Raw genomic sequence first — 17,160 nt, 5'->3', positions numbered from 1 at the left:
CACATGCACTGCCCGTTCTGCCGTCACCCCGATTCCCGCGTCATCGACTCGCGTACGAGCGACGACGGGCTGAGCATCCGCCGCCGGCGGCAGTGCCCCGAATGCGGCGGTCGATTCTCGACGATCGAGACGGCGAGCCTCAACGTCATCAAGCGCTCCGGCGTGATCGAGCCGTTCAGCCGCGAGAAGGTCATGTCGGGCGTCCGCAAGGCCTGCCAGGGCCGACCCGTCACCGAAGCCGACCTCGCCGTCCTGGCGCAGGCGGTCGAGGAGGCGGTGCGGCAGACCGGAGCCTCGCAGATCGACACGAACGAGATCGGCCTCGCGATCCTCGGGCCGCTCCGCGAGCTCGACGAGGTCGCCTACCTCCGGTTCGCGAGCGTGTACCAAGCCTTCGATTCGCTCGAGGACTTCGAGGCATCCATCTCTCAGCTGCGCGCCGACCACGCCGTCCGCGGAGCCGAGTGATGTATCCCTTCATCTTCCGCACCTTCTTCGCGCGGATGGATCCTGAGCGGGCACACCATCTCGTCGTCCCGGTCATCCGGGCTTTCGGGATCTGGCCGCTCGCCCCGATCATGCGTGCGTTCACGAAGCCCGACACGTCACTGCGGACCACGGCGCTCGGTCTCGAGTTCGATTCGCCGTTCGGTGTCGCGGCGGGCTTCGACAAGAACGCCGTGATGAGCGAGGGCCTCCACTCCCTCGGGTTCGGACACGTCGAGGTCGGCACGGTCACCGCGATCCCGCAGGACGGCAACCCGAAGCCGCGGCTCTTCCGCCTGATCGAAGACCGCGCGCTCATCAACCGGATGGGCTTCAACAACGCCGGCGCCGCCGCCGCCGCGCGCCGACTCGTGCGGTCGCGCCGCCGTCCGCGTCGCGCGGTTCTGGGTGCGAACATCGGCAAGAGCCGGGTCGTCGACGTCGACGACGCCACCGCGGACTACGTCACGAGCACGCGCCAGGTCGCCCCCGCCGCCGACTACCTCGTCGTGAACGTGTCGTCGCCGAACACGCCCGGGCTCCGCGGCCTCCAGGCCGTCGAGACGCTCCGGCCGCTGCTCGAAGCGGTGCGGGATGCCGCGGTGCGGACGCCTCTGCTGGTGAAGATCGCGCCCGACCTCCCCGACGACGAGATCGAGGCGATCGCCCGCCTCGCTGTCGACATGGGGCTTGCGGGGCTCATCGCGACGAACACGACGATCTCGCGCGAGGGGCTCCGCACCGATCCCGCGCGCGTGGAGGCGACGGGCGCCGGGGGATTGTCCGGCGCACCGCTCGCCGCTCGGGCGCTCGACGTCCTGCGCGTGGTCCGTGCGGTCGTTCCGGAGGAGTTCTGCGTGATCTCCGCCGGGGGAGTGGAGACCGCCGCCGACGTGCAGGAGCGGCTGGATGCCGGGGCCACCCTCGTCCAGGGCTATACCGGGTTCATCTATCTCGGCCCGCTGTGGGCGCGTCAGATCAACCGCGGCCTCGTGCGGCTGCGTCGCGCGGCGCGCTGATCGGCGCGCGCTCCGCGCCGGCGGGCAGTCGCGGATCCCCGGAGCCGCCGCGCATCTGCGGAGATCCACGGTTTTTCGGAGATGTGACGCAGAAAACGTCCGGAGAACGCGCGATCTCCGAAGATCGGGCGCGGCTCGCCGGGGGTCAGGCGCGGCTCGCGGGGGTCGGGCGCGGCTCGCCGGGGGTCAGGCGCGGCTCGCGGGGGTCGGGCGCGGCTCAGGCGGGGTGCTGCCCGCGCTTGACCTGCGGCTTGGGCAGACGCATGAAGCGCATCTGCACCGAACGCATCGCCGCGTACCATCCGAGGCCCTTCTCGGTGCGGTCGCCCCACTTCTCCTTCGCCGCCTTCTTCACGCGGTGGCTCGTGATGATCATGTCGCCGATGACGAAGAGGATGTAGATCCACAGGCCGACGAAGGCGTAGAACTGGATCGCCGCGTTCTGCACGAGCGTCACGAGGATGACGAGCAGCATGAGCGGCATGAGCAGCTCGCCCGCGTGCCATCCGGCATCCACGAAGTCACGCGCGAACTTGCGCTGGGGGCCCTTGTCGCGCACCGGCAGGTATTTCTCTTCGCCGTTCGCCATGCCGATGCGGGCCTTCTCGCGCTGCGAGGCGAGGTCGGCCTTCGCGCGCTGGCGTGCTTCCTTCGTGTCCGCAACGAGGGGTCGCTTGCGCGCCGCCTCCTGCTCGGCGCGCGACGGCGTCGGGCGGTGCTTGCCCGGCCCGGAGGGCGCGTCGGGGGCGGTTTCGGGGGCGGGAGGGGTCTTGGCCACGATGGTCCTCGATGCTGGATGACGGATCGGCTGCGGTATCGACGGCGGCGTCGGCCGCGCGGAGCGCTCCTCCTAAGATTACCCGCATGACCTCCGTCCCGTCCCGTCCCGCCTCCGTCCGCGAAGCCGCCCTGGCTGCCGTCCCCGCCGCCCTGGCCGATCTGGGACGCCTGGTGCGCATCCCGTCCATCGCATTCCCCGGGTTCGACCGGTCGGAGGTCGAGCGTTCCGCGACGGCCGTTCAGGGACTCCTCGACGACCTCGGCATCTTCGATCGCGTCGAGGTGAAGACGGCGGTCATTCCCGAGACGGGCGTCGAGGGGATGCCGGCGGTGCTCGCGACCCGTGCCGCCCGCGGCGGCAAGCCGACGATCCTTCTCTACGCCCACCACGATGTGCAGCCGGTCGGCGACGAGTCGCTGTGGGAGTCGGCGCCCTTCGAGCCTACGGTGCGCGACGGGCGTCTGTATGGGCGGGGAGCCGCGGACGACAAGGCGGGGGTCATGGCGCACGTCGGCGCGCTCCGCGCCCTGGTCGAGGCGCTGGGCCCCGACTTCGATCTCGGCGTGAACCTCTTCATCGAGGGGGAGGAGGAAGCGGGCTCCGCCTCGTTCGCGGCCTTCCTGCACGAGAACGCCGACGCGCTGCGCGCCGACGTCATCGTCGTCGCCGACTCGGGCAACTGGGACGCGGCGACTCCTGCGCTGACCGTCTCCCTCCGCGGCAACGCGCGATTCACCCTGCGCGTGAAGACGCTCGAGCACGCGTCGCACTCGGGCATGTTCGGAGGAGCGGTGCCCGATGCCATGCTCGCCACGGTGAAGCTCTTGTCGACGCTCTGGGACGACGACGGCGCCGTGGCGGTCGCGGGGCTCACCGAGCGGGATGCCGCGACCCCCGAGTACTCGGAGGACACCCTGCGCGACGAGGCGGGGCTCCCCGCCGGCGTCAGCCCGATCGGGCGAGGCACGATCCTCAGTCGTATCTGGAACAAGCCGTCGATCACGATCACCGGCATCGACGCGCCGAGCGTTCGGAACGCCTCCAACACGCTCTCGCCGGAGGTGTCCGTCGTGATCAGCATGCGCGTCGCGCCCGGTCAGGACGCGCGGGAGGCGTACGAGGCCATCGAGACCCACCTGCGCGCTCACGCGCCCTTCGGCGCCGAGCTGACCTTCACGGACGTCGACTGCGGCAATCCCTTCCTCGTCGACACGAGCGGCAGCGCCGTGGCCCACGCGCGCACCGCGCTCGCGGAGGGTTACGGCGTCGAGCCGATCGACATCGGCGTCGGCGGGTCGATCCCCTTCATCGCCGACCTCGTGCGCGAGTTCCCCGGTGCCGAGATCCTCGTGACCGGTGTCGAAGACCCGCACGCGCGCGCCCACAGCCCGAACGAGTCGCTGCACCTCGAGACCTTCCGCCACGCCCTCGTCTCCGAGGCGCTGCTGCTGGAGCGCCTCGACCGCGGCGAGTGAAGCGACCACGGCACGTGACGCGACCGCGGCGAGAGAGCGGCGCCGGCGGCATCCGGCCCCCGTGCGAGTCGAGCGCGTAGAATCGAGGCATCCAGCCGGCTCATACCGGCCCGAGCTTCGGGGAGAGTGCCATGACCGACACCACCATCACGACCGCCACCACCGACGACACCGCGGACAAGGCGCACGGCGTGGGCCTCACCGGCGCCGCCGCCGCCAAGGTGAAGAGCCTCCTCGAGCAGGAGGGCCGCGACGACCTGCGCCTACGCGTCGCCGTGCAGCCCGGTGGCTGCTCGGGGCTCATCTACCAGCTCTACTTCGACGAGCGTTTCCTCGACGGCGACCAGGCCGTCGCCTTCGACGGCGTCGAGGTCATCGTCGACGATATGTCGGTGCCGTACCTCGACGGCGCGATGATCGACTTCAAGGACACGATCTCCGAGCAGGGTTTCACGATCGACAACCCGAACGCCGCCGGCAGCTGCGCCTGTGGCGACAGCTTCCACTGAGGGTTTCCTTCCCGCTGATCACGCCGCAAAAAGTGCCGTGCTGACCCCGGACATCCTGGGCGCATGGCCTGAATCGCGTGGGAGGTTGCCCTAGACTGAACGGTGTTCGACCTTCATGACCCCGAAAGGTGCACCGTGCGCGTCACACGCCGCCTCCGCTGGGCCGTCATCCCGCTCGGGATCGCCACGGCGATCGCCCTCGCGGGCTGCACGCCCAGCCAGCTGAACGGCTTCCTCCCGGGCTTCACCGAAGACGGTACCCAGGCCACGAACCACACCCAGATGATTTCGGGGCTGTGGGTCAACTCGTGGATCGTGTTGCTCGTCGTCGGTGTCATCACCTGGGCCCTCATGGGTTGGGCCGCCATCGCGTATCGTCGCCGCAAGGGCCAGACGGGCCTGCCGGTGCAGCTGCGCTACAACATGCCGGTCGAGATCTTCTACACGATCGTCCCGCTCATCCTCGTCATCGGCTTCTTCGCCTTCACGGCGCGCGACCAGGCGATCATTGAGACGCAGTACGAAGAGCCGGATGTCTGCATCACGGCGATCGGCAAGCAGTGGGCCTGGGACTTCCAGTACGCCGAGCAGGACTGCGAGGACTCGGACGACGCGGTCTGGACCATGGGCGTCCAGGCGCAGGCCGATGACCGCGGTGACATCACGAGCGAGCTGCCGACGCTGTACCTGCCCGTGAACGAGAAGGTGAAAATCAAGCTCACCTCGCGTGACGTCATCCACTCGTTCTGGATCATCGACTTCCTGTACAAGAAGGACATGTACATCGGGCGCGACAACTACATGTCGTTCGAGCCCACCCGAGTCGGAGAGTACGACGGCAAGTGCGCCGAGCTCTGCGGCGAGTACCACTCGATGATGCTCTTCAAGGTGAAGGTCGTCGAGCGGGAGGAATACGACGCCTACCTCGAGAGTCTGCGCGAGGCCGGCCAGGCCGGTGACATCAACGACGCCTACGACCGCCTGCAGAACCTGCCGGGCACGGGCGCCTCCGAGTCCGAGGGAGACAACTGATGGCCACGACGCTCGAGCTCCAGAGCGGCGCTCCCCACCGTCCCACCACCCTTCCGCCGCGCCAGGCAGCTCTCATGAGCTCGTCGCGCGTCGACCAGAAGGGCAACATCATCGTCAAGTGGATCACCTCCACCGACCACAAGACGATCGGGTACATGTACCTCATCGCCTCGGTGCTGTTCTTCCTGCTGGGCGGCGTGATGGCCCTCATCATCCGTGCCGAGCTCTTCGAGCCCGGAATGCAGATCCTTCCCACGAAGGAGCAGTACAACCAGCTGTTCACGATGCACGGCACGATCATGCTGCTGATGTTCGCGACGCCGCTGTTCGCCGGGTTCGCCAACGCGATCCTCCCGCTGCAGATCGGCGCTCCCGACGTCGCGTTCCCGCGGCTGAACGCTTTCGCGCTGTGGCTGTTCATCTTCGGCTCGCTCATCGCCGTCGCCGGCTTCCTCACCCCGCAGGGTGCGGCCGCGTTCGGATGGTTCGCCTATCAGCCGCTGGCCGGTGCGAGCTTCTCGCCCGGTGCGGGTGGAAACCTCTGGATGCTCGGCCTGGGCATGAGCGGTTTCGGAACGATCCTCGGCGCCGTGAACTTCATCACGACGATCCTCACGATGCGCGCGCCCGGCATGACGATGTGGCGCATGCCGATCTTCTCGTGGAACACGCTCGTCACGAGCATCCTGATCCTGATGGCGTTCCCCGTGCTCGCCGCCGCGATCCTCGCCGCCGCCGCCGACCGCGTGCTCGGCGCCCACATCTACGACCCGGCCAACGGCGGAGTGCTCCTCTGGCAGCACCTCTTCTGGTTCTTCGGGCACCCCGAGGTGTACATCATCGCGCTGCCGTTCTTCGGCATCGTCTCGGAGATCTTCCCGGTCTTCAGCCGCAAGCCGATCTTCGGATACAAGACGCTCGTCTACGCGACGATCGCGATCGCGGCCCTGTCCGTCTCGGTCTGGGCGCACCACATGTACGTGACGGGAGCGGTGCTCCTGCCGTTCTTCGCCCTGATGACGATGCTGATCGCGGTGCCGACGGGTGTGAAGATCTTCAACTGGATCGGCACGATGTGGCGAGGGTCGATCACCTTCGAGACGCCGATGGTGTTCTCGCTCGGCTTCCTCGTCTCGTTCGTCTTCGGTGGCCTCACCGGCGTCATCCTCGCCTCGCCGCCGCTCGACTTCCACCTCTCCGACTCGTACTTCGTCGTCGCACACTTCCACTACGTCGTCTTCGGCACGGTCGTGTTCGCGATGTTCGCCGGCTTCTACTTCTGGTGGCCGAAGTGGACGGGGCGCATGCTCAACGAGCGTCTCGGTATGGTGCACTTCTGGTTGCTGTTCATCGGCTTCCACATGACCTTCCTCGTCCAGCACTGGCTCGGCGTCGAGGGCATGGTCCGCCGCTACGCCGACTACTCGGCGGCCGACGGCTTCACGTGGCAGAACCAGCTCTCCACGGTCGGTGCCATGATCCTCGGCGCCTCGATGATCCCGTTCTTCCTGAACGTCTGGATCACCGCGCGCAAGGCGCCCAAGGTCACCGTCAACGACCCGTGGGGCTACGGCGGCTCGCTCGAGTGGGCGACCAGCTGCCCGCCGCCCCGCCACAACTTCACGTCGATCCCGCGCATCCGCAGCGAGCGCCCGGCGTTCGACCTCAACCACCCCGAGGCCGCCGTGCCCGTCGGTGTGGGGCCGGCGAAGGACGCGCCCGATGCTCCTGTCGTCGATGTCGCGGACGGAGAGGTCAAGTAAGTGAAGACCAACATCAACCTCTGGTGGATTCTCGCCGGGTTCTTCTTCCTGTGCTTCGCCCTCTATACGGGGTGGAACATCATCGAGCACTCGAACCTCCCGTGGTACAACGCCATCGAGTGGGTCGGCAGCGTCGTACTGCTGTTCACGGTTTTCATGGCCGCCATGATCGGGTTCTACGTCGACCGTGTGTACCGCTCCCAGAAGGGTGTGGATCTGCCGGAGGACTCGCTGACCGCCGACATCGACGACGGCGACCCCGAGATCGGTGAGTTCAGCCCCTGGTCCTGGTGGCCGCTCGTGCTCGCGTTCTCCGCTGCGCTCGGCATCCTCGGCCTTGCCGTCGGGCAGTTCCTCCTTCCCATCGGTCTGGGCGTCTTCGCCGTCGCGATCGTGGGCTGGGTCTACGAGTACTACCGCGGGTACTTCGCGCGCTGACCGGGTGGCTTCCGCTCGTGCCGATGTCGCTGCGAGCCGGTGTCTGCAGTGACATCGGCGGCTATCGCGAAGTGAACCAGGATGCCGCATTCACGGCATCCTGGGGAGCAGGCGTCGCCGACGGCGTCGGCGGCGGCCCAGCGGGTGACCTCGCGTCCGCAGCACTCGTCCACCGCCTCATCTCCGGCGGTCCGCGCGTCGCCGATGCGACCGCGCTCCGAGACCGCGTCCGCGAGGCGAACTGGGACATCGGAGCGCACGTGCGGCGCGATCCCGCGCTGTCGGGTATGGCGACGACCTTCACCGCGATCTGGATCACCGTCGACGGTCGACTGCTCGTCGCCCACACGGGCGACTCGCGTGCGTATGTGCGGCGTGGGGCGGCGCTGCTGCGTCAGACCCGCGACGACTCGTACGTGCAACTCCTCGTGGAGCGGGGCATGGTGCGCGCCGAAGACGCGATGACCCACCCGCGACGGAACATCATCACCGCATCGCTCCGGGGTGACGAGACCGACGCCGCCGGCGTCACCGAGCGCGAGTTGACGCTCGGCGATCGGTGGCTCGTCTGCAGCGACGGCGTGAGCGACTATCTGCCCGACGACGAGATCGCCGCTCTCCTCGATGCCGAGCTCGACCCGCACGCCGCCGCCGCGCTCGTCGTCGACGCGGCTCTCGAGGCGGGCTCCCGCGACAACGTGACCGCGGTGGTCGCCGATGTCGTCCCCGGAGCTCCCGGCGCCGAGCGCCCGGTGCTGGCGGGAGCTGCGGCGCTGAGGTTCACCGAAGAGCTCGACGACCTCGTCGCAGGCTGATCGCTGTCGTTGCGCGGGCGGTCTCCGGAGCGCGGCGGGTCTCAGGCGCGTAGGCGGCTTCGGTCCCGGACGGGCATGACGAGCGGGTCGAAGACGCGGGGGAGAGTGCCGGACGCGCTGTCCACCGGCATCCCCTCGCGCGCCCAGTACTCGTAGCCGCCGATCATCTCGCGGACCTCGTAGCCCAGCCGGGCGAAAGCCAGGGCGCCGCGCGCTCCGCCGTTGCAACCCGGGCTCCAGCAATAGACGACGACGGGGAGTGATGGGTCGATCTCGGCCGCGCCGCGCTCGGCGATCTCGCGGTGCGGCAGGTGGATCGCACCCGGGATGTGGCCCTGATCCCAGGCATCCTGCGCGCGGACGTCCACCAGGGTGAATCTCGCGCCCTCCTGGAGCGCCGCGTACACGTCGGAGGGGTCGGTCTCACAGGCGAGCTTCGCAACGAAGAAGGCAGCGCGCTTCTCGGGGGAGACGGGCTGCGGGGGAGCGGGGGCTCGGTCGTTCATGAGATCGACCGTACGGGAACGACGAAGCGGCGGGGACGTCCTTTCGGACAGTCCCCGCCGCTTTCCGGACAGGCTGCGTCAGTGCGCGTCGTCCTCGTTCCGTGAGCTGCGCTCGGTGCGACCCTCGATCTCCGCGGCCTCGCCGGCGGCGATCTCCTCGTGCTCGTGGTGCGAGTGCGCAAGCGCCGCGTCGACCTCGGTCTGCGTGACAGGGGCGAGGCGATCCTCGAAGAACCAGCGCGACAGCGATGCGCGGAAGTTCTCGTGCCACGGGATGCGCCCCTTGTCGTTCGGGCGCACGACGAGCGGCTCGTAGGTCTCGTAATCGACGAGCTTCACTCGCTCGTAGGCGTCGACGGGCTGGTGGACCTCGATGAACTCGCCGCCCGGGAGGCGGACGATGCGACCCGACTCGAATCCGTGGAGCGCGATCTCGCGGTCCTTCTTCTGCAGCGCGATCGCGATGCGCTTGGCGACGAAGTAGCCCAGGATCGGTCCGATGATCAGCAGCGCCTGCAGCGCGTGGATCACGCCTTCCATCGTCAGGTGGAAGTGCGTGGCGATGATGTCCGAGGAGGCGGCTGCCCACAGCACGGCGTAGAAGATCACGCCGGCCACGCCGATCGCGGTGCGGGTCGGAGCCTGGCGCGGGCGCTGGGCGAGGTGGTGCTCACGCTTGTCGCCGGTGACCCAGGCCTCGATGAAGGGGTAGATCAGCACCAGCACGATGAAGATGCCGATGACGATGAGCGGGATCAGGATGTTGAACGACCACGTGCGGTCCCACAGCACGAACTCCAGGTGCGGCGGCACGAGGCGCAGCGCACCGTCGGCGAAGCCGATGTACCAGTCGGGCTGGGTACCGGCGGAGACGGGGGAGGGGTCGTACGGACCGTAGTTCCAGATCGGGTTGATCGTGAACAGCGAGGCGATGAGGACGATCACGCCGAAGGTGATGAAGAAGAAGCCGCCCATCTTCGACATGTAGACCGGCATCATCGGGTAGCCCACGACGTTGTCGTTCGAGCGGCCGGGACCGGCGAACTGCGTGTGCTTGTTGACGATCATCAGCATGAGGTGCACGACGAGCAGCGCCACGAGGATCGCCGGCAGCAGCAGGATGTGCAGCGTGTACAGGCGCCCCACGATCTGGGTGCCGGGGAACTCGCCGCCGAAGAGGAGGAACGACGTCCAGGTTCCGATCAGGGGGATGCCCTTGATCATGCCGTCGATGATGCGCAGGCCGTTGCCCGACAGCAGGTCGTCGGGAAGCGAGTATCCCGTGAAGCCCTCGGCCATCGCGAGGATGAAGAGGATGAAGCCGATGACCCAGTTGAGCTCGCGCGGCTTGCGGAAGGCGCCGGTGAAGAAGACGCGCAGCATGTGCACGCCGATACCGGCGACGAACACGAGCGCAGCCCAGTGGTGGATCTGGCGGACCAGTAGCCCGCCTCGGATGTCGAACGAGATGCGGAGGGCCGAGTCGAGCGCTGCCGACATCTCCACGCCGCGCAGCGGCAGGAACGAGCCGGCGTAGTGCGTCTCGACCATGGATGCCTGGAAGAAGAACGTCAGGAACGTACCCGAGAGCAGGACGACGACGAGGCTCCACATGGCGATCTCGCCGAGCATGAACGACCAGTGGTCGGGGAAGATCTTGCGTCCGAGCTCCTTGACGAGGCCCGAGATGCTCGTGCGCTCGTCGAGGTAGTTCGCCGCTCCCGCGACGAACCGGCCGCCGAGCGGCTTCTCGGTGCCGGCCTTCTCATCGGTGGTGGATGCGCTGGTCCCCGTGGGGGTCTCAGTGGCGGTCGCGGTGCTCAATGGCGCTCCCAGAAGCTCGGGCCGACGGGTTCGTGGAAGTCGCTCTGCGCGATGAGGTAGCCCTCGTCGTCCACGGTGATGGGCAGCTGCGGCAGCGGGCGCGCAGCGGGGCCGAAGATGACGGCCGCGGAGCGCGACACGTCGAACTGCGACTGGTGGCAGGGGCACAGTAGGTGGTGCGTCTGCTGCTCGTACAGGGCCACGGGGCATCCGACATGGGTGCAGACCTTGGAGTACGCGACGATGCCGTTGTACGCCCAGTCGAGGTTGTTGGACTCCGCGGGCAGCTGCTCGGGGAGCAGACGCATGAGCAGGACGATGGCCTTCGCCTTCTCCTCGAGGTAGCCGTCGTGGTGGCTGAGCGAGGCGAGCTCCTCAGGGATCACGTGCACGGCCGAGCCGAGGGTGAGGTCGGCGGCGCGGATCGGCTCGCCGCTCGGGTCGTGCGCGAGGCGCATGCCCTTCTTCCACATGGTGTGGCTGAGGAGCGCGACAGGGTCACCCGCGATCGGGTTCGCCTTGCTGTTGTGCGGAGCGAGGCCGCGGAACAGCGTGATCCCGGGGAGGATTGAGGCGACGAGGGCGGCGATGAGCGACCCGCGGATCGCGGTGCGGCGCCCGAACCCCGACTCCTCGTTGGCGTCGCGGAAGGCCTGCACGGTTGCGGCGCGGGTGCTCTCGCTACCGCGCGTCGAGTGGCGGGGCTCGGTGAACTCCTTGTCGCTCATGACGGCCTTGGACCAGTGAATGGCGCCGATGCCGATGGCGAGCATCGCGAGGGCGATGCCGAGACCGATGAAGAGGTTGTTGTGGCGGATGTCGATGACCCGGCCGCTCTCGATCGGGAACAGCATGTAGGCAGCTACCGCCCAGATGCTCCCCGCGACGGAGAGGTAGAAGAGGGTGTAGACCGTCCGGACCGCGCGGCGCATGGCGGCGGGATCCTTGTCGGTGATGCGCTCCCGGTGCGGGGGAAGCCCGGGGTTCCGCACCGGGTCGCTGACGGCGACCGCGAGCCCGGAGGAGGGCTCGTGTGCGGCCCTCTCGTGCTCGAGCGCGTCTTCCTCGTGTGCCATTGTGCGTCCGTTCCGTACGTCTGTCAGTGCGTGATGTCTGCGGGGTGCTCGGTCAGTTCGACTTCGCCGTGATCCACACCGTGAGGCCGATCAGGCTGCCGATGCCGAAGATCCAGATGAAGAGGCCCTCCGAGACCGGGCCGAGCGAGCCGAGCGAGAATCCGCCGGGCGACTCGTTCTCCTGGAGGTAGACGAGCGCGGAGATGATGTCGCGCTTCTCATCCTCGGTGAGGGTCATGTTGTTGAAGACCGGCATGTTCTGCGGGCCCGTGACCATCGCTGCGTACATGTGCAGCGGGCTCGTGCTGGTGAGCGCCGGGGCGTACTTGCCCTCGGTGAGCGCGCCACCGGCGGCGGCGACGTTGTGGCACATGGCGCAGTTGATGCGGAACAGCTCGGCGCCGTTGGCGACGTCGCCCTGGCCGTCGAGGATGTGCTCGTCGGGATACGTCGGCCCCGGCGACGTCGACTGCACCCACGCGGCGATCGCCTTGATCTGGTCCTCGGTGAACTGCACGGGCTTCTGCGGCGCCTGCGGTCCCTGCATCTGCAGCGGCATGCGGCCGGTCGACATCTGGAACTCGACCGCGAGCTCGCCAACGCCGTAGAGCGACGGGCCTTCCGCCGTGCCCTCCATGTTCAGGCCGTGGCAGGTCGCGCAGTTCGCCTGGAACAGCTTCTTGCCGTCGTCGACGGTGAGAGTGGATGCCGTCGATTCGGGCTCGGAGGCGGCCATCGCGGCGGAGGCTCCGGCGTAGATGCCGCCGGTGACGAGCAGGCCGATGCCGATCAGGGCGGCGGCGGCCCACTTGCTGCGGCGACCGGTCTTCTGGCGCGGGGTCTTCGAGGACATAAGGGGAGTCGGCTCCGCTCTCACTTGACGACGTAGATGACGAAGAACAGGGCGACCCAGACGACGTCGACGAAGTGCCAGTAGTACGACACGACGATCGCGGACGTCATCTCCTTTCGGCCGAAGTTCTTGACCGCGAAAGCGCGGCCGATGACGAGGAGGAAGGCGATCAGGCCGCCGGTCACGTGCAGGGCGTGGAAACCGGTGGTGAGGTAGAACGCCGAGGCGTAGGAGTTGGCGCTGATCGGGAGGCCCTCGGCGACGAGCGTGGCGTACTCCCACACCTGACCGGAGACGAACACCGCGCCCATGATGAACGACAGGAAGAACCACTCGACCATGCCCCATTTGCGGAGGTTCCAGAACGATCCGGTGCGGTATGGCTGGAAGCGCTCGGCGGCGAGCACGCCGAACTGGGCGGTGAACGACGAGAGCACGAGGATGACGGTGTTGACCGCGGCGAAGGGCACGTTCAGCAGCTCGGTGCTCTCGGCCCACAGTCCCGGCGATGCGTTGCGCAGGGTGAAGTAGATCGCGAACAGGCCGGCGAAGAACATGACCTCGCTGCCGAGCCACACGATGGTGCCGACGGCGACCGGATCCGGTCGCTTCACGGATCGCAAGGCCTCGGAATAGTTGGCAGGAGTGGTCGTCACGTTCCCCATTATGGCTGATTCGGCGACGGGTTTTCGCATCCCTGAAGGTCTATCTCGTGCGAACCGGAGTTTCGGGACCCCTCGGAAGGCGCTTCGAGCGGCCCGCGAGTGTTCTGACAGTCTGCCGATAGGATCGGACGTCATGGCGGAGCTCTATTCCTGGCCCGAGATCCTCACGGCCGTTCTCGATCGTCGCGACCTCAGCGTGTCGGAATCGACCTGGGCGATGCGTCAGGTGATGGAGGGTCGGGCGACGCCCTCGCAGCTCGGCGGGTTCCTGCTGGCCCTGCGCGCGAAGGGCGAGACGGTCGATGAGATCGTCGGGTTCCGTGACGCGATCCTCGAGGCCGCGCTGCCCCTCCCTGTGCCGGCTGACGTGCTCGACATCGTCGGCACCGGGGGCGATCGGTTCGGCACCGTCAACGTCTCGACGATGTCGGCGATCGTGGCGGCGGCGACCGGCGTGCCGGTCGTGAAGCACGGCAACAGAGCCGCGAGTTCGGCATCCGGATCCTCGGATGTCCTCGGTGCGCTCGGCGTCGATCTGACGCTCCCGCCCGAGCGTGTCGCGGAGGTCCTCGCCGAGGCCGGCATCACGTTCGCGTTCGCCTCCGCCTTCCACCCCGGGTTCCGCCACGCGGGTCCGACGCGGTCGGAGCTGGGCGTTCCCACGGTCTTCAACTTCCTGGGCCCGCTCTGCAACCCCGCGCGCGCCGAGGCGAACGCCGTCGGGGTCGCGAGCCTCGACCGCGTTCCCCTTATCACCGGCGTCTTCCAGACCCGCGGCGCGACCGCCCTCGTCTTCCGCGGCGACGACGGCCTCGACGAACTCACGACCACCGGTCACAGCCGACTCTGGGAGGTCAGCCGCGGTGACGTGCACGAGCACGACCTCGACCCGCGCGACCTCGGCATCCCGCGCGCGGATATCGACGACCTCCTCGGCGGCGACGCCGCGCACAACGCGCAGGTCGTCCACCGCGTGCTCGACGGCGAGAAGGGGGCGGTCCGCGACATCGTGCTGCTGAACGCTGCGGCGGGCATCGTCGCGTACGAACTGTTCCAGGATGCCGCTCAGGTGCAGTTCCCGATCGTCGAGCGACTGGGCGCTGCGCGCGATCGCGCGGCGGAGGCGATCGATTCGGGAGCTGCCGCGGGGGTGCTCGAGCGGTGGGTCGCGGCGACGCGTGCCGGGCGCTCGGCGAACGACGTGGCCTGACCACAGCGGTCGAGTCGGGAGTTTCTCCGGGGCAAGGCCTGGCGGGGCAGTGAGGGCCGGCGATACCGTGAGTCCCAACGACCCGGCATCCCCCGGAGCGCCGAGAGAGGAACGCCCTCATGTCCGAAGAAGTCCTGACCACCGCCGACACGCTCGAGCCGCCGCAGAAGAAGGTCGGCATCGTCAAATTCGCCGCCGTCATCGGCATCCTCGGCGGCATCGTGCTCATCATCGTGGGCATCGTCGTCTGGATCATGGTCTCCACCCAGCTGCGAGCCGAGAACATCACCGTGCCCAACGACGCGATGGCGTTCCAGGGGCAGACGGTCGCGGGGCCCTTCACCGCGTACGTGCAGGCGGACATCATCCAGCACCACGCCCTCGAGGCCTCCGGAGGCAAGACGTACGCCGAGCTCGCGCAGGACGACCCGGTGCGCCAGGTCATGATGAACGCGTCGTTCCTCCGGGCGTCGTTGTTCACCTCCGTCGTCTCGTTCGGCGTCGCCGCGTTCGCGATCGGAGTCGGCATCCTGTCGCTGTTCTTCGGGTTCGCCTTGAACCGGTTGGCGCAGGTGCCGGTGATCGTGCGCCGGTCGGTGATCACGAAGGCGTGAGGTTCCGCGGCGGGCTCGGGGAGGTCCCCGGGTCCGCTCCGCGTTCCGACCATGGACCCCGTCGACGCCCTCACCGAGATCGCGAGCCTGCTCGAGCGCGAGCGGGCGTCGCGCTACCGGTCGAAGGCGTTCCGCACGGCGGCATCCGTCGTCGCGGGTCTCACGCCCGCAGAAGTGGCGGATGCCGCGTCACTCCGACGCCGTCCGGGGATCGGCGACTCCTCCTTCGCCGTCATCCAGCAGGCACTCGATGGGCGTGTCCCCGACTACCTCGCCGAGCTGCGCGCGCGGTACGCGCCATCGCACTCGACCCTGCGTGCGGCGCTGCGCGGTGACCTGCACTGCCACACGGACTGGTCCGACGGCACGACGCCGATCGCGGATATGGTCGCCGCCGCCCGCGCGCTCGGGCACGAGTACCTCGCACTCACCGATCACTCGCCGCGCCTGCGCGTCGCGAAGGGACTGTCGGCCGACCGTCTGCGCGAGCAGATGGCGCTCCTCGCGGCGTTCTCGGACGACGGGTTCACGTTGCTGAGCGGCATCGAGGTCGACATCCTCGACGACGGAGCGCTCGATCAGGACCGCGACCTGCTGGGCGAACTGGGCATCGTGGTGGCCTCGGCGCACTCGAAGCTGCGGATGGAGCGGGGTCCGATGACCCGTCGTCTCGTCGCAGCCGCGTCGGACCCGCTGGTGGACGTGCTCGGGCATGTGACGGGAAGGCTGATCGCGGGGGAGCGCGGCACGCGGCCGCCCTCGCAATTCGATGCGCGCGCTGTGTTCGACGCGTGCGCGGCGCACGGCGTCGCCGTCGAGATCAACTCCCGGCCGGAGCGCGAGGACCCGCCGGATGAGCTGATCGCCGTCGCGCTGGAGGCGGGATGCCTGTTCTCGATCGACTCCGATGCGCACGCGCCGGGCCAGCTGGGTCTGCTGGACGAGGGCGCGGCGCGCGCGGAGCGGGCAGGCGTGCCCGCGGAGCGCGTCGTCAACACCTGGCCGCTGGAGCGACTGCAGGAGTGGACGGCGCGCGAACGGTGAGCGCGCGCGGGCGGCGCGTGCTCAGGCGCGCGCCGTGATCGCGGCGACGGCGCGCTGAAGGGGCGAGCCGAGGTTCCAGGCGGCGTCGACGGCGGCGATCGCCTCGGCATCCGGTTCGCGCAGACGGGCGTCGATGTCCGGGAGATCGAGGGTGCGCACCATCTCGACGACGGTGGGGGCGACGGCGAGGTAGTCGCCCGCGGCGAGGACCTTCGCGCGGACGCCGGCGGTCAGGCCGTCGCCGTTCTCGGCGGCCGCGCGGATGCCGGCGAGGTCGCCGTGCTTCTGGAGGAGCGTGGCCGCGGTCTTCTCGCCGATGCCCGCCACGCCGGGAAGACCGTCAGAGGCGTCACCGCGGAGCACGGCGAAATCGGCGTACTGGCGGGGGAGAACGCCGTACTTCGCGACGACGGCCGCGTCGTCGAGCACGTCGAGGTTGCTCATGCCGCGCCCGGTATAGATGACGCGAACGCCCGAGGCGTCGTCCACGAGTTGGAAGAGGTCGCGGTCGCCCGTCACGACGTCGACGGGGGTGGATGCCTGTGAGGCGAAGCTCGCGATGACGTCGTCGGCTTCGTGCTCCGCCGCTCCGACGATCGGCACGCCGAGGGCCGCGAGTTCGTTGCGGATGACCTCGATCTGCACCTCGAGTGGATCGGGGACGACCTCCACGTCGGGGCCGGCGGCCACCTCCTCAGCGACCCGGTGCGTCTTGTAGCTCGGGATGAGGTCGACGCGCCACTGCGGGCGCCAGTCGTCGTCCCAGCAGGCGATGAGGTGCGTCGGTTCGTAGGCGGTGACGAGCTTCGCAATCATGTCCAGCAGTCCGCGGGCCGCGTTGACCGGCCGCCCGTCGGGCGCCTTGACGGTGTCGGGCACGCCATAGAACGCGCGGAAGTAGAGGCTCGCGGTGTCGAGCAGCATGAGGCGGTCGGTCACGGACTCATCCTGACAGGTCGGCCCCGGTCAGCATCCGGGGGCGCGGGGGTTTTCGGTGCAGGTTTTGTCGACGAGGGCGGTGCGGGCTTCGACGATCTGGATGTTCATGGT

At 68.6% G+C, this 17,160-nt stretch carries 18 protein-coding genes; 11 read left to right on the top strand and 7 right to left on the bottom strand.

All coding sequences use genetic code 11. The annotated features are described in order from the left end of the window. Positions 1-3: 3 nt before the first annotated feature. Positions 4-468 (top strand): transcriptional regulator NrdR, encoded by a 465-nt coding sequence (gene nrdR, locus ACRVYW_RS09245; RefSeq protein WP_431803899.1) that lies wholly within the window; start codon positions 4-6, stop codon positions 466-468. After that, complete coding sequence (locus ACRVYW_RS09240) at positions 468-1,505, top strand: quinone-dependent dihydroorotate dehydrogenase (RefSeq protein WP_431803897.1); 1,038 nt, start codon at positions 468-470, stop codon at positions 1,503-1,505. Before nrdR ends, ACRVYW_RS09240 begins: the two co-directional genes overlap by 1 nt. Before the next feature lie 217 nt (positions 1,506-1,722). On the opposite strand, the gene ACRVYW_RS09235 is transcribed toward ACRVYW_RS09240, so the two are convergent. Next, the gene (locus ACRVYW_RS09235; RefSeq protein ID WP_431803895.1) at positions 1,723-2,283 is read right to left on the bottom strand and encodes a DUF3043 domain-containing protein; all 561 of its coding nucleotides are present in this window, start codon (positions 2,281-2,283) and stop codon (positions 1,723-1,725) included. Between the two features lie 86 nt (positions 2,284-2,369). Here ACRVYW_RS09235 and ACRVYW_RS09230 point away from each other — a divergent pair, with 86 nt between their 5' ends. The 6 genes from ACRVYW_RS09230 (at position 2,370) to ACRVYW_RS09205 (ending at position 8,318) form a co-directional block, all read left to right on the top strand. After that, positions 2,370-3,761, top strand: coding sequence for a dipeptidase (locus ACRVYW_RS09230; RefSeq protein ID WP_431803893.1), 1,392 nt, complete (start codon positions 2,370-2,372; stop codon positions 3,759-3,761). A gap of 131 nt (positions 3,762-3,892) precedes the next feature. Then, positions 3,893-4,270, top strand: a complete 378-nt coding sequence (locus tag ACRVYW_RS09225; protein WP_431803891.1) for a HesB/IscA family protein — start codon at positions 3,893-3,895, stop codon at positions 4,268-4,270. A gap of 135 nt (positions 4,271-4,405) precedes the next feature. Further along, positions 4,406-5,302, top strand: a complete 897-nt coding sequence (ctaC, locus tag ACRVYW_RS09220; protein WP_431803889.1) for an aa3-type cytochrome oxidase subunit II — start codon at positions 4,406-4,408, stop codon at positions 5,300-5,302. Continuing rightward, the gene (gene ctaD / locus ACRVYW_RS09215; RefSeq protein WP_431803887.1) at positions 5,302-7,065 is read left to right on the top strand and encodes an aa3-type cytochrome oxidase subunit I; all 1,764 of its coding nucleotides are present in this window, start codon (positions 5,302-5,304) and stop codon (positions 7,063-7,065) included. Before ctaC ends, ctaD begins: the two co-directional genes overlap by 1 nt. After that, a complete protein-coding gene (locus ACRVYW_RS09210) occupies positions 7,066-7,503 on the top strand; it encodes a cytochrome c oxidase subunit 4 (RefSeq protein ID WP_431803885.1) in 438 nt (145 codons plus the stop codon). A gap of 23 nt (positions 7,504-7,526) precedes the next feature. Continuing rightward, positions 7,527-8,318, top strand: a complete 792-nt coding sequence (locus ACRVYW_RS09205) for a PP2C family protein-serine/threonine phosphatase (protein WP_431803883.1) — start codon at positions 7,527-7,529, stop codon at positions 8,316-8,318. A gap of 41 nt (positions 8,319-8,359) precedes the next feature. On the opposite strand, the gene ACRVYW_RS09200 is transcribed toward ACRVYW_RS09205, so the two are convergent. From ACRVYW_RS09200 to ctaE, 5 genes are all read right to left on the bottom strand, one after another. After that, positions 8,360-8,824 carry a rhodanese-like domain-containing protein gene (locus tag ACRVYW_RS09200; protein WP_431803881.1) on the bottom strand — a complete coding sequence of 155 codons (465 nt, stop codon included), beginning with the start codon at positions 8,822-8,824 and terminating at the stop codon, positions 8,360-8,362. A gap of 78 nt (positions 8,825-8,902) precedes the next feature. Beyond that, positions 8,903-10,648, bottom strand: a complete 1,746-nt coding sequence (gene qcrB / locus ACRVYW_RS09195; protein ID WP_431803879.1) for a cytochrome bc1 complex cytochrome b subunit — start codon at positions 10,646-10,648, stop codon at positions 8,903-8,905. Then, positions 10,645-11,724 (bottom strand): cytochrome bc1 complex Rieske iron-sulfur subunit, encoded by a 1,080-nt coding sequence (gene qcrA, locus ACRVYW_RS09190; protein ID WP_431803877.1) that lies wholly within the window; start codon positions 11,722-11,724, stop codon positions 10,645-10,647. Before qcrA ends, qcrB begins: the two co-directional genes overlap by 4 nt. Positions 11,725-11,776: 52 nt before the next feature. Continuing rightward, the gene (gene qcrC / locus ACRVYW_RS09185) at positions 11,777-12,577 is read right to left on the bottom strand and encodes a cytochrome bc1 complex diheme cytochrome c subunit (protein ID WP_431803875.1); all 801 of its coding nucleotides are present in this window, start codon (positions 12,575-12,577) and stop codon (positions 11,777-11,779) included. Between the two features lie 20 nt (positions 12,578-12,597). Continuing rightward, complete coding sequence (gene ctaE / locus ACRVYW_RS09180; protein ID WP_431803873.1) at positions 12,598-13,242, bottom strand: aa3-type cytochrome oxidase subunit III; 645 nt, start codon at positions 13,240-13,242, stop codon at positions 12,598-12,600. A gap of 133 nt (positions 13,243-13,375) precedes the next feature. Between ctaE and trpD the strand changes: the two genes are divergently transcribed. The 3 genes from trpD (at position 13,376) to ACRVYW_RS09165 (ending at position 16,110) form a co-directional block, all read left to right on the top strand. Continuing rightward, positions 13,376-14,452: an anthranilate phosphoribosyltransferase gene (gene trpD, locus ACRVYW_RS09175; RefSeq protein WP_431803871.1), complete on the top strand. Its 1,077-nt coding sequence runs from the start codon at positions 13,376-13,378 to the stop codon at positions 14,450-14,452. 119 nt (positions 14,453-14,571) lie between these two features. Next, positions 14,572-15,066 carry an aromatic ring-opening dioxygenase LigA gene (locus tag ACRVYW_RS09170; RefSeq protein WP_431803869.1) on the top strand — a complete coding sequence of 165 codons (495 nt, stop codon included), beginning with the start codon at positions 14,572-14,574 and terminating at the stop codon, positions 15,064-15,066. 51 nt (positions 15,067-15,117) lie between these two features. Further along, positions 15,118-16,110, top strand: a complete 993-nt coding sequence (locus ACRVYW_RS09165) for a PHP domain-containing protein (protein WP_431803867.1) — start codon at positions 15,118-15,120, stop codon at positions 16,108-16,110. A gap of 21 nt (positions 16,111-16,131) precedes the next feature. Here ACRVYW_RS09165 and ACRVYW_RS09160 read toward each other — a convergent pair whose 3' ends face one another. Further along, complete coding sequence (locus ACRVYW_RS09160; RefSeq protein ID WP_431803865.1) at positions 16,132-17,049, bottom strand: 5'-3' exonuclease; 918 nt, start codon at positions 17,047-17,049, stop codon at positions 16,132-16,134. Positions 17,050-17,160 lie beyond the last annotated feature (111 nt).

Origin of the sequence: Microbacterium sp. bgisy203 (genome assembly GCF_965345155.1) — a bacterium.
GTDB lineage: Bacteria > Actinomycetota > Actinomycetes > Actinomycetales > Microbacteriaceae > Microbacterium.
The sequence above is the reverse complement of the archived record's forward strand: the minus strand, read 5'-3'. Positions and strand labels throughout refer to the sequence as shown.